13 protein-coding genes are annotated in these 14,050 nt (G+C 51.2%); 11 read left to right on the forward strand and 2 right to left on the reverse strand.

Going from position 1 to position 14,050, the window contains the following annotated elements; translation table 11 throughout:
- Positions 1 to 72 precede the first annotated feature (72 nt).
- Together ACFQ0N_RS04940 and ACFQ0N_RS04945 are read right to left on the reverse strand one after the other, a co-directional pair.
- On the reverse strand, positions 73 to 1,572 hold the full coding sequence (locus ACFQ0N_RS04940; protein WP_379323421.1) for a YifB family Mg chelatase-like AAA ATPase: 1,500 nt from the start codon (positions 1,570 to 1,572) through the stop codon (positions 73 to 75).
- Positions 1,573 to 1,985: 413 nt separating this feature from the next.
- Positions 1,986 to 2,462, reverse strand: coding sequence for a DinB family protein (locus tag ACFQ0N_RS04945; protein ID WP_379323423.1), 477 nt, complete (start codon positions 2,460 to 2,462; stop codon positions 1,986 to 1,988).
- 284 nt (positions 2,463 to 2,746) lie between these two features.
- On the opposite strand from ACFQ0N_RS04945, the gene sucC reads away from it, so the two are divergent.
- From sucC to fliE, 11 genes are all read left to right on the forward strand, one after another.
- Positions 2,747 to 3,907, forward strand: coding sequence for an ADP-forming succinate--CoA ligase subunit beta (gene sucC / locus ACFQ0N_RS04950; protein ID WP_379323425.1), 1,161 nt, complete (start codon positions 2,747 to 2,749; stop codon positions 3,905 to 3,907).
- A gap of 39 nt (positions 3,908 to 3,946) precedes the next feature.
- Positions 3,947 to 4,891 carry a succinate--CoA ligase subunit alpha gene (gene sucD / locus ACFQ0N_RS04955; protein ID WP_379323427.1) on the forward strand — a complete coding sequence of 315 codons (945 nt, stop codon included), beginning with the start codon at positions 3,947 to 3,949 and terminating at the stop codon, positions 4,889 to 4,891.
- A 160-nt stretch (positions 4,892 to 5,051) separates the two neighbouring features.
- Entirely contained in the window at positions 5,052 to 6,188 is a 1,137-nt protein-coding gene (dprA, locus tag ACFQ0N_RS04960; RefSeq protein ID WP_379323429.1) for a DNA-processing protein DprA, read from the forward strand.
- A 23-nt stretch (positions 6,189 to 6,211) separates the two neighbouring features.
- Positions 6,212 to 8,314, forward strand: coding sequence for a type I DNA topoisomerase (gene topA, locus ACFQ0N_RS04965; RefSeq protein ID WP_379323431.1), 2,103 nt, complete (start codon positions 6,212 to 6,214; stop codon positions 8,312 to 8,314).
- A gap of 57 nt (positions 8,315 to 8,371) precedes the next feature.
- Positions 8,372 to 9,748: an FADH(2)-oxidizing methylenetetrahydrofolate--tRNA-(uracil(54)-C(5))-methyltransferase TrmFO gene (gene trmFO / locus ACFQ0N_RS04970; protein ID WP_379323433.1), complete on the forward strand. Its 1,377-nt coding sequence runs from the start codon at positions 8,372 to 8,374 to the stop codon at positions 9,746 to 9,748.
- A gap of 75 nt (positions 9,749 to 9,823) precedes the next feature.
- Complete coding sequence (hslV, locus tag ACFQ0N_RS04975) at positions 9,824 to 10,369, forward strand: ATP-dependent protease subunit HslV (protein WP_379323435.1); 546 nt, start codon at positions 9,824 to 9,826, stop codon at positions 10,367 to 10,369.
- 38 nt (positions 10,370 to 10,407) lie between these two features.
- Positions 10,408 to 11,811 (forward strand): ATP-dependent protease ATPase subunit HslU, encoded by a 1,404-nt coding sequence (hslU, locus tag ACFQ0N_RS04980; protein WP_379323437.1) that lies wholly within the window; start codon positions 10,408 to 10,410, stop codon positions 11,809 to 11,811.
- A gap of 31 nt (positions 11,812 to 11,842) precedes the next feature.
- Positions 11,843 to 12,613: a GTP-sensing pleiotropic transcriptional regulator CodY gene (codY, locus tag ACFQ0N_RS04985; protein WP_379323439.1), complete on the forward strand. Its 771-nt coding sequence runs from the start codon at positions 11,843 to 11,845 to the stop codon at positions 12,611 to 12,613.
- A gap of 231 nt (positions 12,614 to 12,844) precedes the next feature.
- Positions 12,845 to 13,255 (forward strand): flagellar basal body rod protein FlgB, encoded by a 411-nt coding sequence (flgB, locus tag ACFQ0N_RS04990; protein ID WP_379323441.1) that lies wholly within the window; start codon positions 12,845 to 12,847, stop codon positions 13,253 to 13,255.
- Positions 13,256 to 13,257: 2 nt separating this feature from the next.
- Positions 13,258 to 13,707 carry a flagellar basal body rod protein FlgC gene (flgC, locus tag ACFQ0N_RS04995; RefSeq protein ID WP_379323443.1) on the forward strand — a complete coding sequence of 150 codons (450 nt, stop codon included), beginning with the start codon at positions 13,258 to 13,260 and terminating at the stop codon, positions 13,705 to 13,707.
- A gap of 23 nt (positions 13,708 to 13,730) precedes the next feature.
- Positions 13,731 to 14,039 (forward strand): flagellar hook-basal body complex protein FliE, encoded by a 309-nt coding sequence (fliE, locus tag ACFQ0N_RS05000; RefSeq protein WP_379323445.1) that lies wholly within the window; start codon positions 13,731 to 13,733, stop codon positions 14,037 to 14,039.
- The last annotated feature ends 11 nt before the right edge of the window (positions 14,040 to 14,050 follow it).

Raw genomic sequence — 14,050 nt, forward strand, 5'->3', positions numbered from 1 at the left:
GACCCCACCGGAGATGCAAGGCCTGTAATTAGGGGGCGATACTTGTTTCGCGCCAAGGACGGCGTCAGCTTCTTAGCTGCGGTCAAAGCTGCGGTAGCTGATGGCCTCGGCAATATGGGACGGCTCGACAGCTGAAGATTGTTCGATCGTCGCTATTGTGCGGGCGAGCTTTACGATGCGGTCCCGGGCTCGCATGCTGATGCCCAGCGCATCGATAGCAGCAAGGAGCATTGTCGCCCCCTCTTTGGACAGTTTCACTGCCTGGTCAAGGGCCGAGCCGCTCAATAATGGTGAATAGACGGGCATGCTTTGCCGCGCTTTCTGGACGATTTGACGCATTTCTGCTGTACAAAGGCTGGATGATGATTGAGCGGATAAGTCCGGTCTGGGAACATCGAGTGTCATATCGAATCGATCGATTAACGGTCCCGAAAGCTTGGAACGGTATTTGGCGATTTGCGAATCGCTGCAAGTACAGCGGCGGGCGGGCGTCTCATGATGCAAAAAGCCGCAAGGGCACGGATTCATGGCAGCGAGCAGCAGAAAATTAGCCGGGAAATGAAAAACAGCGTTCGCTCGGGCAATGGTGACCGATTTTTCTTCAAGTGGCTGCCGGAGCGATTCGAGCGTCCTGGCAGAAAATTCAGGAAGCTCATCTAAAAACAGCACGCCTCGATGGGCCAGTGTGGCTTCTCCGGCCCGGGGGACTCTTCCTCCGCCGATTAGGGCGGCGGTCGTAATCGAATGATGAGGCGCGCGAAAGGGGCGCGCTTGCATAAGCGAGGCAGGCTTGTCCAGCAATTGGCCGGATGAGCTGTACACCTTCGTAACCTGCAGCGCCTCTTGCTCAGTCAATCGCGGCATAATGCCCGGTAAACGGCGGGCGAGCATCGTTTTTCCAGTGCCGGGAGGACCCGAAAGCAGTACAGGATGCTGTCCTGCTGCGGCAATGAGCAGCGCGCGTTTGACATGGTGCTGACCGGTTACGTCGGCAAAGTCACCGTAGTCATGCTCATCCCCGCCGGCGCTATCCCGCTTCCGTCCGGTGAATCTGAGCTGCTCCCATTCGTTCTCGGGAGCGGCCAGCTGCTTTAAATGCGAGATGGCGAGCACATCCATTGCTTGCAAAAGCGCGGCTTCCTCGGCATTGTCATAAGGCAGGAGCGCTTTGGTCCTGCCGCTAAGCATAGCTTGCTCAACCATAGCCAGCACGCCTGGAACCGGACGCACCTCACCGTTCAAAGCAAGTTCGCCGATTACGAGCGTTGCAGCGAACCGGCTTGCTGTTATTTGTCCGCTGGCCTGCAAAATGCCAAGGGCGATCGCGAGATCGAAGGCCGCTCCCGCTTTTCGCAAATCGGCAGGTGCGAGATTGACCGTTATGCGCTGCATGGGGAACTTGAAGCCGCTGTTTTTTATCGCTGCCCGTACGCGCTCGATCGATTCCCGCACAGCCGAGTCGGGCAGACCGACGATATTGACCTGCGGCAAGCCGTTTGCTATATCTGTTTCAACATAGATCAGACGGCCGTCAACGCCGTATACACTTGCGCTGCATATTTGTGAATACACAAAAAACACCTCCATCAATAGCGGATGAAGGTGCTTCCTCACAAATCCGTTTGCATTTTATAAAGAGGCTGTCGATTTTCTGTGGACTATTTGTCGCAGAAGCGGGCAACTGTGAGTCATGCGGACAGATGATCCGTTATTTGGTCGAAAACCGGCTCATGCGGAGGTTTCACGGACACACGATCCGTTATTTATGGATTCCGCCTGGTTTTGCCAGCGTTTTGAGGCCAATACCGGATCTACGATCTGCGAGCCAGCCGTATTTTGTTCACAGATAACGGAACCGCGGTCCGCGTGCGTCCCACTTCGACCGCACTTACAGATGTTCACAATGCATAGACAGCCTCTATATTATAGATCTAAATAAAGCTCTGTTCCCATCATAAGGAAAGCGGGGCATGTTGTCAATTTGCTTACAGCTTGTCCAGATAGGTTTCGATTTGGCGCCGGTGGTGCAAGTCGTGCGGAACGAATCCTTCCAAGTAGCCGATTATCGTGAATGGATTGCCGTCGCCATCCGTATGCGCGAGCTCAAATTCACCAGTTGGAACGCGGCTAATGAGGCGGATGATCTCTTCGCGGCAGCTGATCGCTTCATCAATTAGCGCTTGCTGAGAGACGGAAGCGGCATAAGGAGCGGCCTGAGCATTAAAGGCGTCAAAATCAAGATGCTTTGCCGTAACGGGCTCATTTGTCGCAATGTTCTGAATTGCACTCTCCAAAAAATAGCGGTCCCACAGCAAAATATGGGCAATCACTTCGCCGGGCGACCATTTGTCCTGCTCCATGGGCCTAACCCAATGGATGGCAGGCACCGCTCTTAATGTTTCCAAGAATGGTATGTAGCTGCGAAACGACTTGAGCAAATTTTCTGATTTTTCCCTCTCCATTACACATCTCCTCCCCTTCAAACTTCTCTTACAAGAACTTTACCATGACCTTGGCGATAGAGCAATATTTTACTAGCGTATGGAAATAATAATGAAGCTGAGTCACACAGCGAGCGGTATGAATTTGCGATCGATTTTGTGGTTTCGTTCTCAAAATGAGATCAAATCCATATCAAAAAAGACGGGGTGAAAGTAAGCCCACAACGCGCAGATATGTGATACAATAATATCGGTTTGTGTTCACATACGTAGGATTTGAACTGCGGATAGGAGGATTTTCGTCAATGAATATCCATGAGTATCAAGGCAAAGAAGTGCTAAAGCAGTACGGGGTGTCTGTTCCCGAAGGCAAAGTCGCGTTTACAGTCGATGAAGCGGTGGAAGCTGCCAAATCGCTCGGCACGCAAGTTGTCGTCGTGAAGGCGCAAATTCATGCGGGCGGACGCGGCAAGGCTGGCGGTGTAAAAGTTGCCAAAAATTTGGACGAGGTTCGCCAGTATGCGAGCGAAATTCTCGGCAAAACTTTGGTAACACACCAAACTGGGCCTGAAGGCAAGGAAGTGAAGCGGCTGCTCATCGAGCAAGGCTGCGATATTAAAAAAGAATACTATGTCGGCGTCGTTGTTGACCGCGGTACAGGCCGCGTAGTTATGATGGCTTCCGAAGAAGGCGGTACTGAAATTGAAGAAGTGGCGGCGAGCACGCCTGAAAAAATCTTCAAAGAAGTAGTCGATCCGGCTGTCGGATTGCTGCCTTTCCAAGCGAAGAAGCTGGCATTTGCAATCAACATTCCAACTGAGCTGGTGAACAAGGCTGCCAACTTTATGATGGCGCTGTACAATGCTTTCGTTGACAAAGATTGTTCAATCGCGGAAATCAACCCTCTCGTTGTAACAGGGGACGGCAACGTCATGGCGCTTGACGCCAAGCTGAACTTCGATTCCAATGCGCTGTACCGCCATAAAGATATTTTGGATCTGCGCGATCTGGATGAAGAGGATGAAAAGGAAATCCAAGCGTCCAAGTTTGACCTTAGCTATATTGCGCTTGACGGCAATATCGGCTGTATGGTCAACGGCGCCGGTCTGGCGATGGCGACGATGGATATTATTAAATATTATGGCGGCGACCCGGCGAACTTCCTGGACGTAGGGGGCGGCGCTACGAAAGAAAAAGTAACCGAAGCATTCAAAATCATTTTGTCCGACGAGAAAGTAAAAGGCATTTTCGTCAACATCTTCGGCGGCATTATGCGCTGCGACATTATCGCGGAAGGCGTTATTGCAGCTGCTAAAGAGCTTGGCCTCAGCCGTCCGCTTGTCGTGCGTCTGGAAGGCACGAATGTCGAAATCGGCAAGAAAATGCTGAATGAATCCGGGTTGAATATCGTGGCCGCAGACTCCATGGCCGATGGCGCGCAAAAAATTGTTGCGCTTGTGAAGTAATTTCGCAATCGAATTCATATAGGGGATGTGAGCTTCGAGATGAGTATTTTGGTAGGAAAAGATACAAAAGTCATCACGCAAGGCATTACAGGTAAAACAGCTCTGTTCCACGCTAAAGGCGCGCTGGATTACGGCACGCAGATGGTTGGCGGAACATCGCCAGGCAAAGGCGGATCGACAGTCGATATTACGCTGGAAAATGGCACAACTGTATCGTTGCCTGTATTTAATACAGTAGCTGAAGCAGTAAAAGAAACTGGTGCAACGGCATCCGTTATTTATGTACCGCCGGCGTTCGCGGCCGATGCGATTATGGAAGCGGTCGATGCAGAGCTGGATCTTGTTATCTGCATTACAGAAGGCATTCCGGTGTTGGACATGGTTAAAGTTAGTCGTTACATGGAAGGGCGAAAAACGCGTCTGATCGGTCCTAACTGTCCGGGCGTTATTACGCCGGGCGAGTGCAAAATTGGCATTATGCCAGGCTACATCCATACAAAAGGCCATGTAGGCGTTGTGTCCCGCAGCGGTACGCTGACGTATGAAGCAGTTCATCAGCTTACGACGCGCGGCATTGGCCAATCTTCTGCGGTCGGCATCGGCGGCGACCCGGTTAAAGGCTCGGAGTTTATTGACATTTTGAATATGTTCAATGAAGATCCGGACACCTATGCCGTTATTATGATCGGCGAGATCGGCGGCTCTGCCGAGGAAGAAGCTGCTGAATGGATCAAGGCAAACATGAAAAAGCCGGTTGTAGGCTTTATCGGCGGCGCGACGGCTCCTCCAGGCAAACGGATGGGACATGCCGGCGCAATTATTTCCGGCGGCAAAGGCACTGCGGCTGAAAAAATTGCCACTCTGGAGGCATGCGGCATTAAAGTGGCGCCCACTCCTTCAGAAATGGGCTCCACGCTTGTCAGCGTGTTGGAAGAGCAAGGCCTGCTGGAAAAATGCAAAACGCATGAAGCGACAGTTAAATAGATCGTTTTTATAAGGTAAGCAACCTTTCGTTTTCCCTTTTTGGGCGCGGAAGGTTGCTTTTTTTTTGCGCAACTTATAATTGGCGGCTTGCAATCTGGAGTTCTCTCAAGCAAAATAGGATGAGGATTGCCGGACCGCCCGAGAGGGTGTGTTATTATTAATGAAGAAACAAAATGATCGCCAGCGTCTGATGATGATTGCTTTGCACGAGACCCCGGGCATCGGCTGGCATACCATTCGCAAAATTGCGGTTAGCGGCAAGTGGTCGCTGCTCCCGGACTTTGGAATTGAAGCGTGGCGCCAGCTGGGGCTGTCGGCTGAACAGGCCAAGGCTGCAGCGCTGGCGGTAAAAGAGCTGGATGTATGCGCGGAACGGATTCAAAGACGGCAGCTGGCTGGCGAAGTCCATATTGTAACTAGATATGACGACAGCTATCCGGAATTGCTAAAACATATTCCGCAGCCGCCATGGGTATTGTATGCAATCGGCAGGCGCGAGCTGCTGTCCGGCATCGCGATTTCGATTGTTGGCACCCGCGGTCCAACAAGCTATGGGCGCAGAATCGCTTTAGAGCTTGCTGAGGGCCTCTCTAACCGTCTGCTGACCGTTGTTAGTGGGATGGCGAGGGGGATCGACAGCGTCGCCCATGAGGGGGCATTGCGCGGTTCTGGCAGCACGATAGCAGTGCTTGGCACCCCAGTGGAACATATTTATCCTCCCGAGAACCGCAGCCTCTACCATTCGATACGCGATCAAGGGCTGCTTTTATCGGAGACGGCTCCCGGCACAAAGCTGCACCCGGGCCTGTTTCCTTTAAGGAACCGGATTATAGCCGGCCTCTCCATCGGCACCGTGGTTGTGGAGGCGCAGGCGCGAAGCGGATCGTTAATAACAGCAGAACAAGCGCAAGATATGAACAGGGAAGTATTCGCTGTACCGGGGCCTGTCTACTCGCCGAAGAGCGATGGCACGAACGCGCTAATTCGGGGGCATGGTGCCAAATTGGTGTCCGGGCCTGAACATATTATTGAGGAGTTTCACTGGCTGTCTGCGTTATTGAAAGATTTTGGGCAGAAGCAGGTTAGGCAACCGGGGGACAACGGTAAAAAAACGCCGGCGCCATTGACCGCAGAGGAGGCCGTGATTTACCATTTGCTTGCAGAGCAAGCACGTACAATTGATGAACTTGTGGAGTTATCGGAGCTTCCGTTTGGACTTTTGCATTCAGTTCTGATAAATTTAACTATAAAACGGATGATTACTCAGCACCCGGGTTCACTATACAGTGTAATTTAAAGACGGAAGAGAGGGGGACGCACATGGCGGCAGATTCATTAGTTATTGTTGAATCACCAGCAAAAGCTAAGACGATCGGGAAATATCTCGGCAGCAAATATATTGTAAAAGCATCGATGGGCCATATTCGGGATTTGCCGAAAAGTCAAATGGGCGTTGAAATTGAAAACGATTTTCAACCAAAATATATTACGATTCGCGGAAAAGGCAGCGTCCTCAAGGAATTGAAGGATGCGCGCAAAAAAGTAAAAAAAGTTTATCTCGCGGCTGACCCTGATCGCGAGGGCGAAGCGATCGCCTGGCATCTTGCTCATTACTTGGAGCTGGACGAAAGCGAGCCGTGCCGTGTCGTTTTCAATGAGATCACGAAGCAAGCTGTAAAAGACGCCTTCAAGACACCCAGGCCGATCAATACTGATTTGGTCAATGCACAGCAGGCACGGCGGATATTGGACCGGCTTGTCGGCTACAAAATCAGCCCGCTGCTTTGGAAAAAAGTTAAAAAAGGGCTGTCTGCAGGACGTGTGCAATCTGTAGCGGTCAAGCTCATTATCGATCGCGAGAATGAGATCGATGCTTTTATTCCGGAAGAATACTGGACGATATCCGCGCAGCTCGTCCATAAAGGAGCCGCGTTTGAAGCGAAGTTTTACGGGATGAATGGCGAGAAGCGGGAGCTTGGCAATGAGCAGGAAGTCAAAGAGGTGCTCGCCGCCATGGGCGATGCTCCGTTTACGATATCCGAAGTAAAAGAAAAGGAACGGCTGCGCAACCCTGCTGCGCCATTTATAACAAGCTCTCTGCAGCAGGAGGCTGCGCGCAAGTTAGGCTACCGCGCTTCGAAGACGATGTCGGTCGCTCAACAGTTGTATGAAGGGGTAGACATCGGCAAAGAAGGAACCGTCGGTCTGATCACTTATATGAGGACCGATTCCACGCGGATCTCCCCTGTAGCGCAGGAAGAGGCTAAAGGCTATATCGAGGAAAAGTATGGAGCCGCGTTCGTGCCTGAACAGCCGCGCGTCTACACAAAAAAGAACAGCAACGCCCAGGACGCGCATGAAGCAATTCGCCCAACATCGGTATTGCGGGATCCGGAGTCGGTGAAGCCGTTCCTCAGCCGGGACCAGTTCCGCCTCTATAAGCTGGTCTGGGAAAGATTTATTGCCAGCCAGATGTCCTCGGCAGTTCTTGACACGATGACTGTAGATATGAATGCGGGCTCAGCTACCTTCCGGGCAGTCGGCTCCAAGGTCAAATTTCATGGTTTTATGAAAATATATGTGGAGGGCAATGATGACGGCGCCACGGAGGAAGAAAAGTTTTTGCCGCCGCTTACAGTCGGCGATACGCTGAAATCGGAAACGGTCGAACCGAAGCAGCACTTCACTCAGCCGCCTCCTCGCTACACAGAAGCGCGTCTCGTTCGCACTATGGAGGAAATCGGCATCGGGCGGCCAAGTACATACGCCCCGACGCTGGAGACGATCCAAAAGCGCGGCTATGTTGCGATTGAAGAGAAGAAATTTGTGCCTACCGAGCTCGGCGAGCTTGTAATCCAGTTGATGGAGGAGTTTTTTCCGGAAATTTTGGATGCGGAATTTACAGCGCATATGGAAGACGATCTCGACCATGTCGAGGATGGCAAGGAAGATTGGGTGCGCGTATTAGGCATGTTCTACGAGTCTTTCGAGAAGCGGCTGGAAGTTGCGGAAGACGAGATGAAGGAAGTTGAGCTCCAGGACGAAATCTCCGATGAGACATGTGAGAAATGCGGAAAGCATATGGTTTATAAGATGGGGCGCTTTGGCAAGTTTCTCGCCTGCTCGGGCTTCCCGGATTGCCGCAATACGAAGCCGATTGTCAAAGACATCGGCGTTGCTTGCCCGAAATGCGGCGAAGGCAAAATTATTGAGCGCCGCAGTAAAAAAGGCCGCGTCTTTTATGGCTGCGACCAGTATCCGGGCTGCGACTTCGTTTCATGGGATAAACCGACGGGCAAGCCATGCCCGAAGTGCGGAAGCATGATGGTTGAAAAGCGCAACCGGAACGGCACAAGACACCAGTGCACACAATGCGATTTCAGTGAAGAACTGGCGGATGATCAGGAACCGCTGGAAGTTTAAGGTTTTCGCATGGTAAATGCTGCAAGTTGTTTCAAGCAGGAAAGGAAGGTAAGCCAATTGACAGAGCCACAACGAGTAACCGTAATTGGAGCAGGGCTGGCAGGGAGCGAGGCGGCTTGGCAAATTGCCTCGCAAGGCGTGCCGGTTACCTTATACGAAATGCGTCCGCAGAAGCAGACACCGGCCCATCATACCCGTTATTTTGCCGAGCTCGTATGCAGCAACAGCTTGCGTGCCAATGGCCTCACCAATGCCGTCGGCGTGCTGAAAGAAGAAATGCGGCGTATGAATTCGCTTATTCTCGATTGCGCAGACCGCAATGCAGTGCCAGCTGGGGGAGCGCTTGCTGTCGACCGCGAAGGCTTCTCGGCAGATGTTACGCGGAAGCTTAGTGAGCATCCGCTTGTTGAAGTGCGCTGTGAAGAGGTGGCAGCTATTCCTGAGGACGGCCTGGTCGTTGTCGCTACCGGGCCGTTAACTGCTCCGCAGCTTTCCGAGCAGATAAAGGAATTGCTGGGGCAGGAGTATTTTTACTTTTATGATGCCGCAGCTCCAATTGTCGAGAAGGATTCAATCGATATGTCCAAGGTGTACTTGGCTTCGCGTTATGACAAGGGTGAGGCTGCATATTTGAATTGCCCGATGACAGAAGAGGAATTCAACGCTTTTTATGAGGCGGTAACGACTGCGGAAACGGCGGCGCTGAAGGATTTCGAGAAAGAGCAATATTTTGAAGGCTGCATGCCGATTGAAGCGATGATGAGTCGCGGTAGGCAGACTGTGCTTTTCGGGCCGATGAAGCCGGTAGGGCTGGTGAACCCGCATACAGGCAAGCTGCCGTACGCCGTTGTTCAGCTGCGCCAGGATAATGCGGCCGGAACATTGTATAATCTGGTAGGCTTTCAGACCCATCTGAAGTGGGGCGAACAAAAACGGGTATTTTCAATGATTCCGGGCTTGGAGCAGGCGGAGTTTGTACGATATGGCGTGATGCATCGCAATACCTTTATTAATTCTCCCAAGCTGCTCCGGGCGACATATCAAACCGTTCAACGCGACACGCTGTTCTTTGCTGGACAAATGACAGGCGTTGAAGGGTATGTGGAATCCGCCGCTTCCGGATTGCTTGCGGGCCTCAACGCAGGCCGCTTGGCAGCCGGCCTTGATCCGCTTGTATTTCCAGCGGATACGGCTTTGGGCAGTATGGCCCACTATATTACGACCGCAGACTTCAAGCATTTTCAACCGATGAATGCGAATTTCGGCTTATTTCCGCCGCTTGCCCAGCGCATGCGCAGCAAGAAGGACAAAAATGACGCCATCGCCATTCGGGCGCTTGAACAGCTTGCAAGCTATACAAGAGAGGTCGGAATTTCGCAAGCAACCGCCCAATCTGAGGCCCGGCCGGAGCCGGAACAGGCTGGACGGCACTAGGCGTCTGCAGCACCGCGGCGGCATATGCGGCCGCTGTTTCATTTTTTTAAATAGTGATGCGGGAGGTAGGCCATTATGGAAATGCAATTTCATGCAACTACAATTTGTGCCGTTCGCCACAACGGCAAAGGGGCGATTGCCGGCGACGGGCAAGTGACGTTCGGCAATAGTATGGTCATGAAGCATCAGGCCAAAAAGGTCCGGCGGCTGTACCGCGGCAAGGTTGTAGCCGGGTTTGCCGGCTCTGTTGCCGATGCGATTGCGTTGTTCGAAAAATTCGAAGGCAAGCTGGAGGAGCATCACGGCAATCTGCAGCGGGCCGCTGTTGAGCTGGCCAAGGATTGGCGCTCTGATCGCATTCTGCGTAAACTGGAAGCGATGATGATTGTCATGGATGCAAGCGGCATGCTGCTTATTTCAGGCGGCGGCGAAATCATTGAGCCGGATGACGGCATTTTGGCAATCGGTTCTGGCGGCAGCTTTGCGCTGGCGGCAGCGCGGGCTTTGAAGCAGCACGGGACTCATCTGGATGCGAAAGCGATGGCGCAAGCCTCGCTTGAAATTGCTGCAGACATTTGTGTGTTTACGAACCGCAACATTGTTGTTGAAGAAATTGAATAAAGCGGTAAAAGTCTCTAGACGGGGTGGAGGGATTTACGATGGCCAACGAAGCATTGACACCGCGGCAAATTGTTGCCGAGCTGGATAAATATATTATCGGACAAAAGCAGGCAAAGCGTTCTGTTGCCGTTGCACTGCGCAATCGCTATCGGCGCAGCAAGCTGGACGAAAGCTTGCGCGATGAAATTGTACCTAAAAATATTTTGATGATTGGGCCGACAGGGGTCGGCAAAACGGAAATTGCCAGAAGATTGGCTAAATTAGTGAATGCTCCTTTCGTAAAAGTGGAAGCGACCAAATTTACAGAGGTCGGTTATGTCGGCCGCGATGTTGAAGCGATGGTGCGCGATCTTGTCGAAACTGCAATTCGCATGGTCAAGGCGGAAAAAACGGAAAAAGTGCGCGACAAAGCTGAAAAGCAGGCGAATGAACGGATAATCTCCATTTTAGCGCCGTCGGCAGCAAAGCAAAAATCGGGAAAAAACCCGCTTGAAATGCTGTTCGGCGGTCAAAATACGCAGGAATCCGAGGAAGATCCAGAGAAGGACAGCTCTGTAATGGAGCGCCGCAGGCAGCTCCGTGAGCAATTGGCAGCCGGAAATCTGGAAAACGAGCTTATCGAAATCGAAGTTGAGGATAATACGCCGAATATGCTGGATATGCTCTCCGGGCAAATGGGCGAAGGCATGGGTATGGGCATGAATATGCAGGAAATGTTCGGTCAATTAATGCCTAAACGGGCCAAGAAGCGGAAATTGCCTGTTAAAGAAGCGCGTAAAGTGCTGACGCAAGAAGAAGCGAATAAGCTGATCAATATGGATGATGTCATTGCTGAATCGATTAGTCGGGCGGAGCAGTCTGGCATAATTTTCATCGATGAGATCGATAAAATTGCCAGTCCTTCGCGCGGCTCGGGTCCAGATGTATCGCGAGAGGGCGTACAGCGCGACATATTGCCGATTGTAGAGGGCTCGACTGTCATGACGAAGTATGGGCCGGTCAAGACGGACTATACATTGTTTATCGCCGCGGGCGCCTTCCACGTTGCGAAGCCGTCTGATCTGATTCCGGAGCTGCAAGGCCGTTTTCCGATCCGGGTGGAGCTGGCGAATCTGGATGTTCACGAATTTGTGCAAATTTTGACAGAACCAAAAAATGCGCTGACCAAGCAGTATACCGCATTGTTGGAGACAGAGGGCATTGAGGTGGAGTTTTCTGACGAAGCGATTCACGAACTGGCGGAGATTGCAGCTGATGTAAATAAAAACACAGAAAATATCGGGGCTCGCAGGCTGCATACCATTCTGGAAAAGCTGCTTGAGGATCTTTCGTTCGAAGCGCCGGAGCTTTCCCTGGAAAAAATGGTCATCACGCCTGAGTATGTGCGCGAGAAGTTAGGCACTATTGCGAAAAATCGCGATTTAAGTCAATATATTTTATAGCGGAACGGTGAGGAAAGTAGGAGGCTCTATCATGATTTTACTAGCAAAAACAAGAACGCTCAATCGGCTGCTGCAGCGGGCAGCCGGGGGAGCGCTCAATTTTCGTGAGATGGCGGAGGTGCTGTGTACAACCATACAGGCAGATGTGTTCGTTGTAAGCCGTAGAGGAAAGGTGCTTGGCTGCGCGGCAGTCGGCCCTTTTCAGCATGAGGAGCTTCGTGCCATGTCTGCGGAGCAGCTGCGCTTCCCGGCGGAAGGCAATGAGTATTTTATGAATATTGGGGAGACCGTGACCAATGTAACCCCTGAAAAGATCGTCAGCGAAGCGTTTTCGACAATTGCCGGACAGCAAATGATGACTGTAGTCCCAATCATAGGCGGCCGGGATCGTCTTGGCACGCTTGTTTTGCTGCGCAGTACGGAGCCTTTTGGCGATGATGATTTGATTTTGGCGGAATATGGATCGACGATTGTCGGCATGGAAATATTGCGCGAGCGAACCGAAGAAATTGAGCTGGAGGCCAGAAGCAGAGCGGTTGTTGCTGTGGCGGTCGGCTCGCTTTCCTTTAGCGAGCAGGAGGCCGTTGAACATATTTTTGAAGAACTGGACGGCAAGGAAGGGCTGCTCGTCGCTTCAAAAATCGCGGACCGTGTAGGCATCACGCGTTCAGTAATTGTGAACGCGCTGCGAAAATTAGAAAGCGCGGGTGTAATCGAAACTCGTTCTTTAGGGATGAAAGGAACCTATATTAAAATTTTGAACGACCAATTGATCACGGAGTTAAACAAGAAAAAAAGTTAAATTTTTTAACAAAAACAGGTCCATCTACCCCTTTACTAGTCCTATCTTCACAAAAGATAGGGCTTTTTTCTTATTGTAATAATTTAGGAAGTTGAGGAATATTATGATGTCAGCATTTTTATCGACAAGGTTCTCTCATTTTTTTAATTTAGTTTTGTCGAAGAAAGAAGGAATGAGAGAGATTCTGTTGAATTATTAAAATTATCCAATAAAAAACGAAGGGGGGAGACGATGAAACTGCTGAATAGCCCGGCGTTTAACCGGCTTGAAGGAGCGATTAGTGCTTCGGAAATGCGTCATCGAGTATTGTCGAACAATGTAGCCAATGACGATACGCCTAATTTTAGACGGTCGGAAGTCCTCTTTGAATCATTGTTGGAAGGACAATTAGGTACTGGGACACCCATGCTGACTGGTCGAAAGACGGATGTGAGACATATGAGCATCGGTCGCCCGTTATCGGTGCCGAGTGCGCAAGTGACGACGGACAAGCATACGATTATGAACAATGATGGCGGCAATGTCGATATCGATCGCGAGATGGCACTGCTGGCGAGAAATCAGTTGAATTACAACTTGTATGTTCAGCAGCTTAATCATGATGTGCGAATGGTGCGCACCGCTATTGACGGGAGGGTTTAATAATGAAATTGACTAGCGGGTTCGATGTCACTGCATCGGCTCTGACTGCGCAACGGCTTCGCATGGACGTAATATCGTCCAACATTGCCAACGCCGAGACGACCCGGGGTAGTTATGTGAATGGGAGCTATGAGCCTTATAAGCGGAAAATGGTTGTACTGGAGCCGATGAAACCGTCTTTCTCCCAAATGTTAAATGCACAGATGAACGGTTCGGGTGTTACGGCCGGCGTAAAGGCTGCGCGGATCGTAGAGGACCAAGCGGCACCCCGTCTGATGTATAATCCGAGCCATCCGGATGCAGATGCGCTAGGATATGTCAAAATGCCTAATGTCGATGTGATGAAGGAGATGGTGGACATGATTTCCGCATCGCGTTCGTATGAGGCGAATGTAACAGCTCTTAATGCGACTAAAGCCATGTTTATGAAAGCCTTGGAAATAGGGAAATAGTTTATAGGGAGCGGGGGATTTAATTGATTCAGCCTGTTGCAACGCAGACTATTGCACCGATTTCAACCGGTGCGGCGCCGGCAGAGAGGGCTAGTAAAACGCCGGCCGAAATGACGAAAAGTTTTGGCGCCTATTTGGACGAGGCGCTAAATGGTGTGGCATCGTTAGAAAAAGACGCAAATGTCACAATGGATAAGTACCTGCTTGGCCAAGTTGATGCGTCGCAATTGATGATCGCTTCGCAGCAAGCGGAGCTCAGTTTGCAGCTTACCTCACAGATCCGCAATAAAGTAATTGAAGCCTACCAGGAAATAATGCGGACCCAATTGTAGTTGCACTCTTC

This window comes from Paenibacillus sp. GCM10027626 (assembly GCF_042676285.1).
Taxonomy (GTDB): domain Bacteria; phylum Bacillota; class Bacilli; order Paenibacillales; family Paenibacillaceae; genus Paenibacillus_Z.

What these genes read in the sequence shown, in the direction of transcription:
- flgB (WP_379323441.1), top strand. Translation starts at nt 12,845, where the DNA reads ATGAAACTGCTGAATAGCCCGGCGTTTAACCGGCTTGAAGGAGCGATT.
- topA (WP_379323431.1), top strand. Translation starts at nt 6,212, where the DNA reads ATGGCGGCAGATTCATTAGTTATTGTTGAATCACCAGCAAAAGCTAAG.
- dprA (WP_379323429.1), top strand. Translation starts at nt 5,052, where the DNA reads ATGAAGAAACAAAATGATCGCCAGCGTCTGATGATGATTGCTTTGCAC.
- sucD (WP_379323427.1), top strand. Translation starts at nt 3,947, where the DNA reads ATGAGTATTTTGGTAGGAAAAGATACAAAAGTCATCACGCAAGGCATT.
- flgC (WP_379323443.1), top strand. Translation starts at nt 13,258, where the DNA reads ATGAAATTGACTAGCGGGTTCGATGTCACTGCATCGGCTCTGACTGCG.
- hslV (WP_379323435.1), top strand. Translation starts at nt 9,824, where the DNA reads ATGGAAATGCAATTTCATGCAACTACAATTTGTGCCGTTCGCCACAAC.
- ACFQ0N_RS04945 (WP_379323423.1), bottom strand. Translation starts at nt 2,462, where the DNA reads ATGGAGAGGGAAAAATCAGAAAATTTGCTCAAGTCGTTTCGCAGCTAC.
- codY (WP_379323439.1), top strand. Translation starts at nt 11,843, where the DNA reads ATGATTTTACTAGCAAAAACAAGAACGCTCAATCGGCTGCTGCAGCGG.
- sucC (WP_379323425.1), top strand. Translation starts at nt 2,747, where the DNA reads ATGAATATCCATGAGTATCAAGGCAAAGAAGTGCTAAAGCAGTACGGG.
- hslU (WP_379323437.1), top strand. Translation starts at nt 10,408, where the DNA reads ATGGCCAACGAAGCATTGACACCGCGGCAAATTGTTGCCGAGCTGGAT.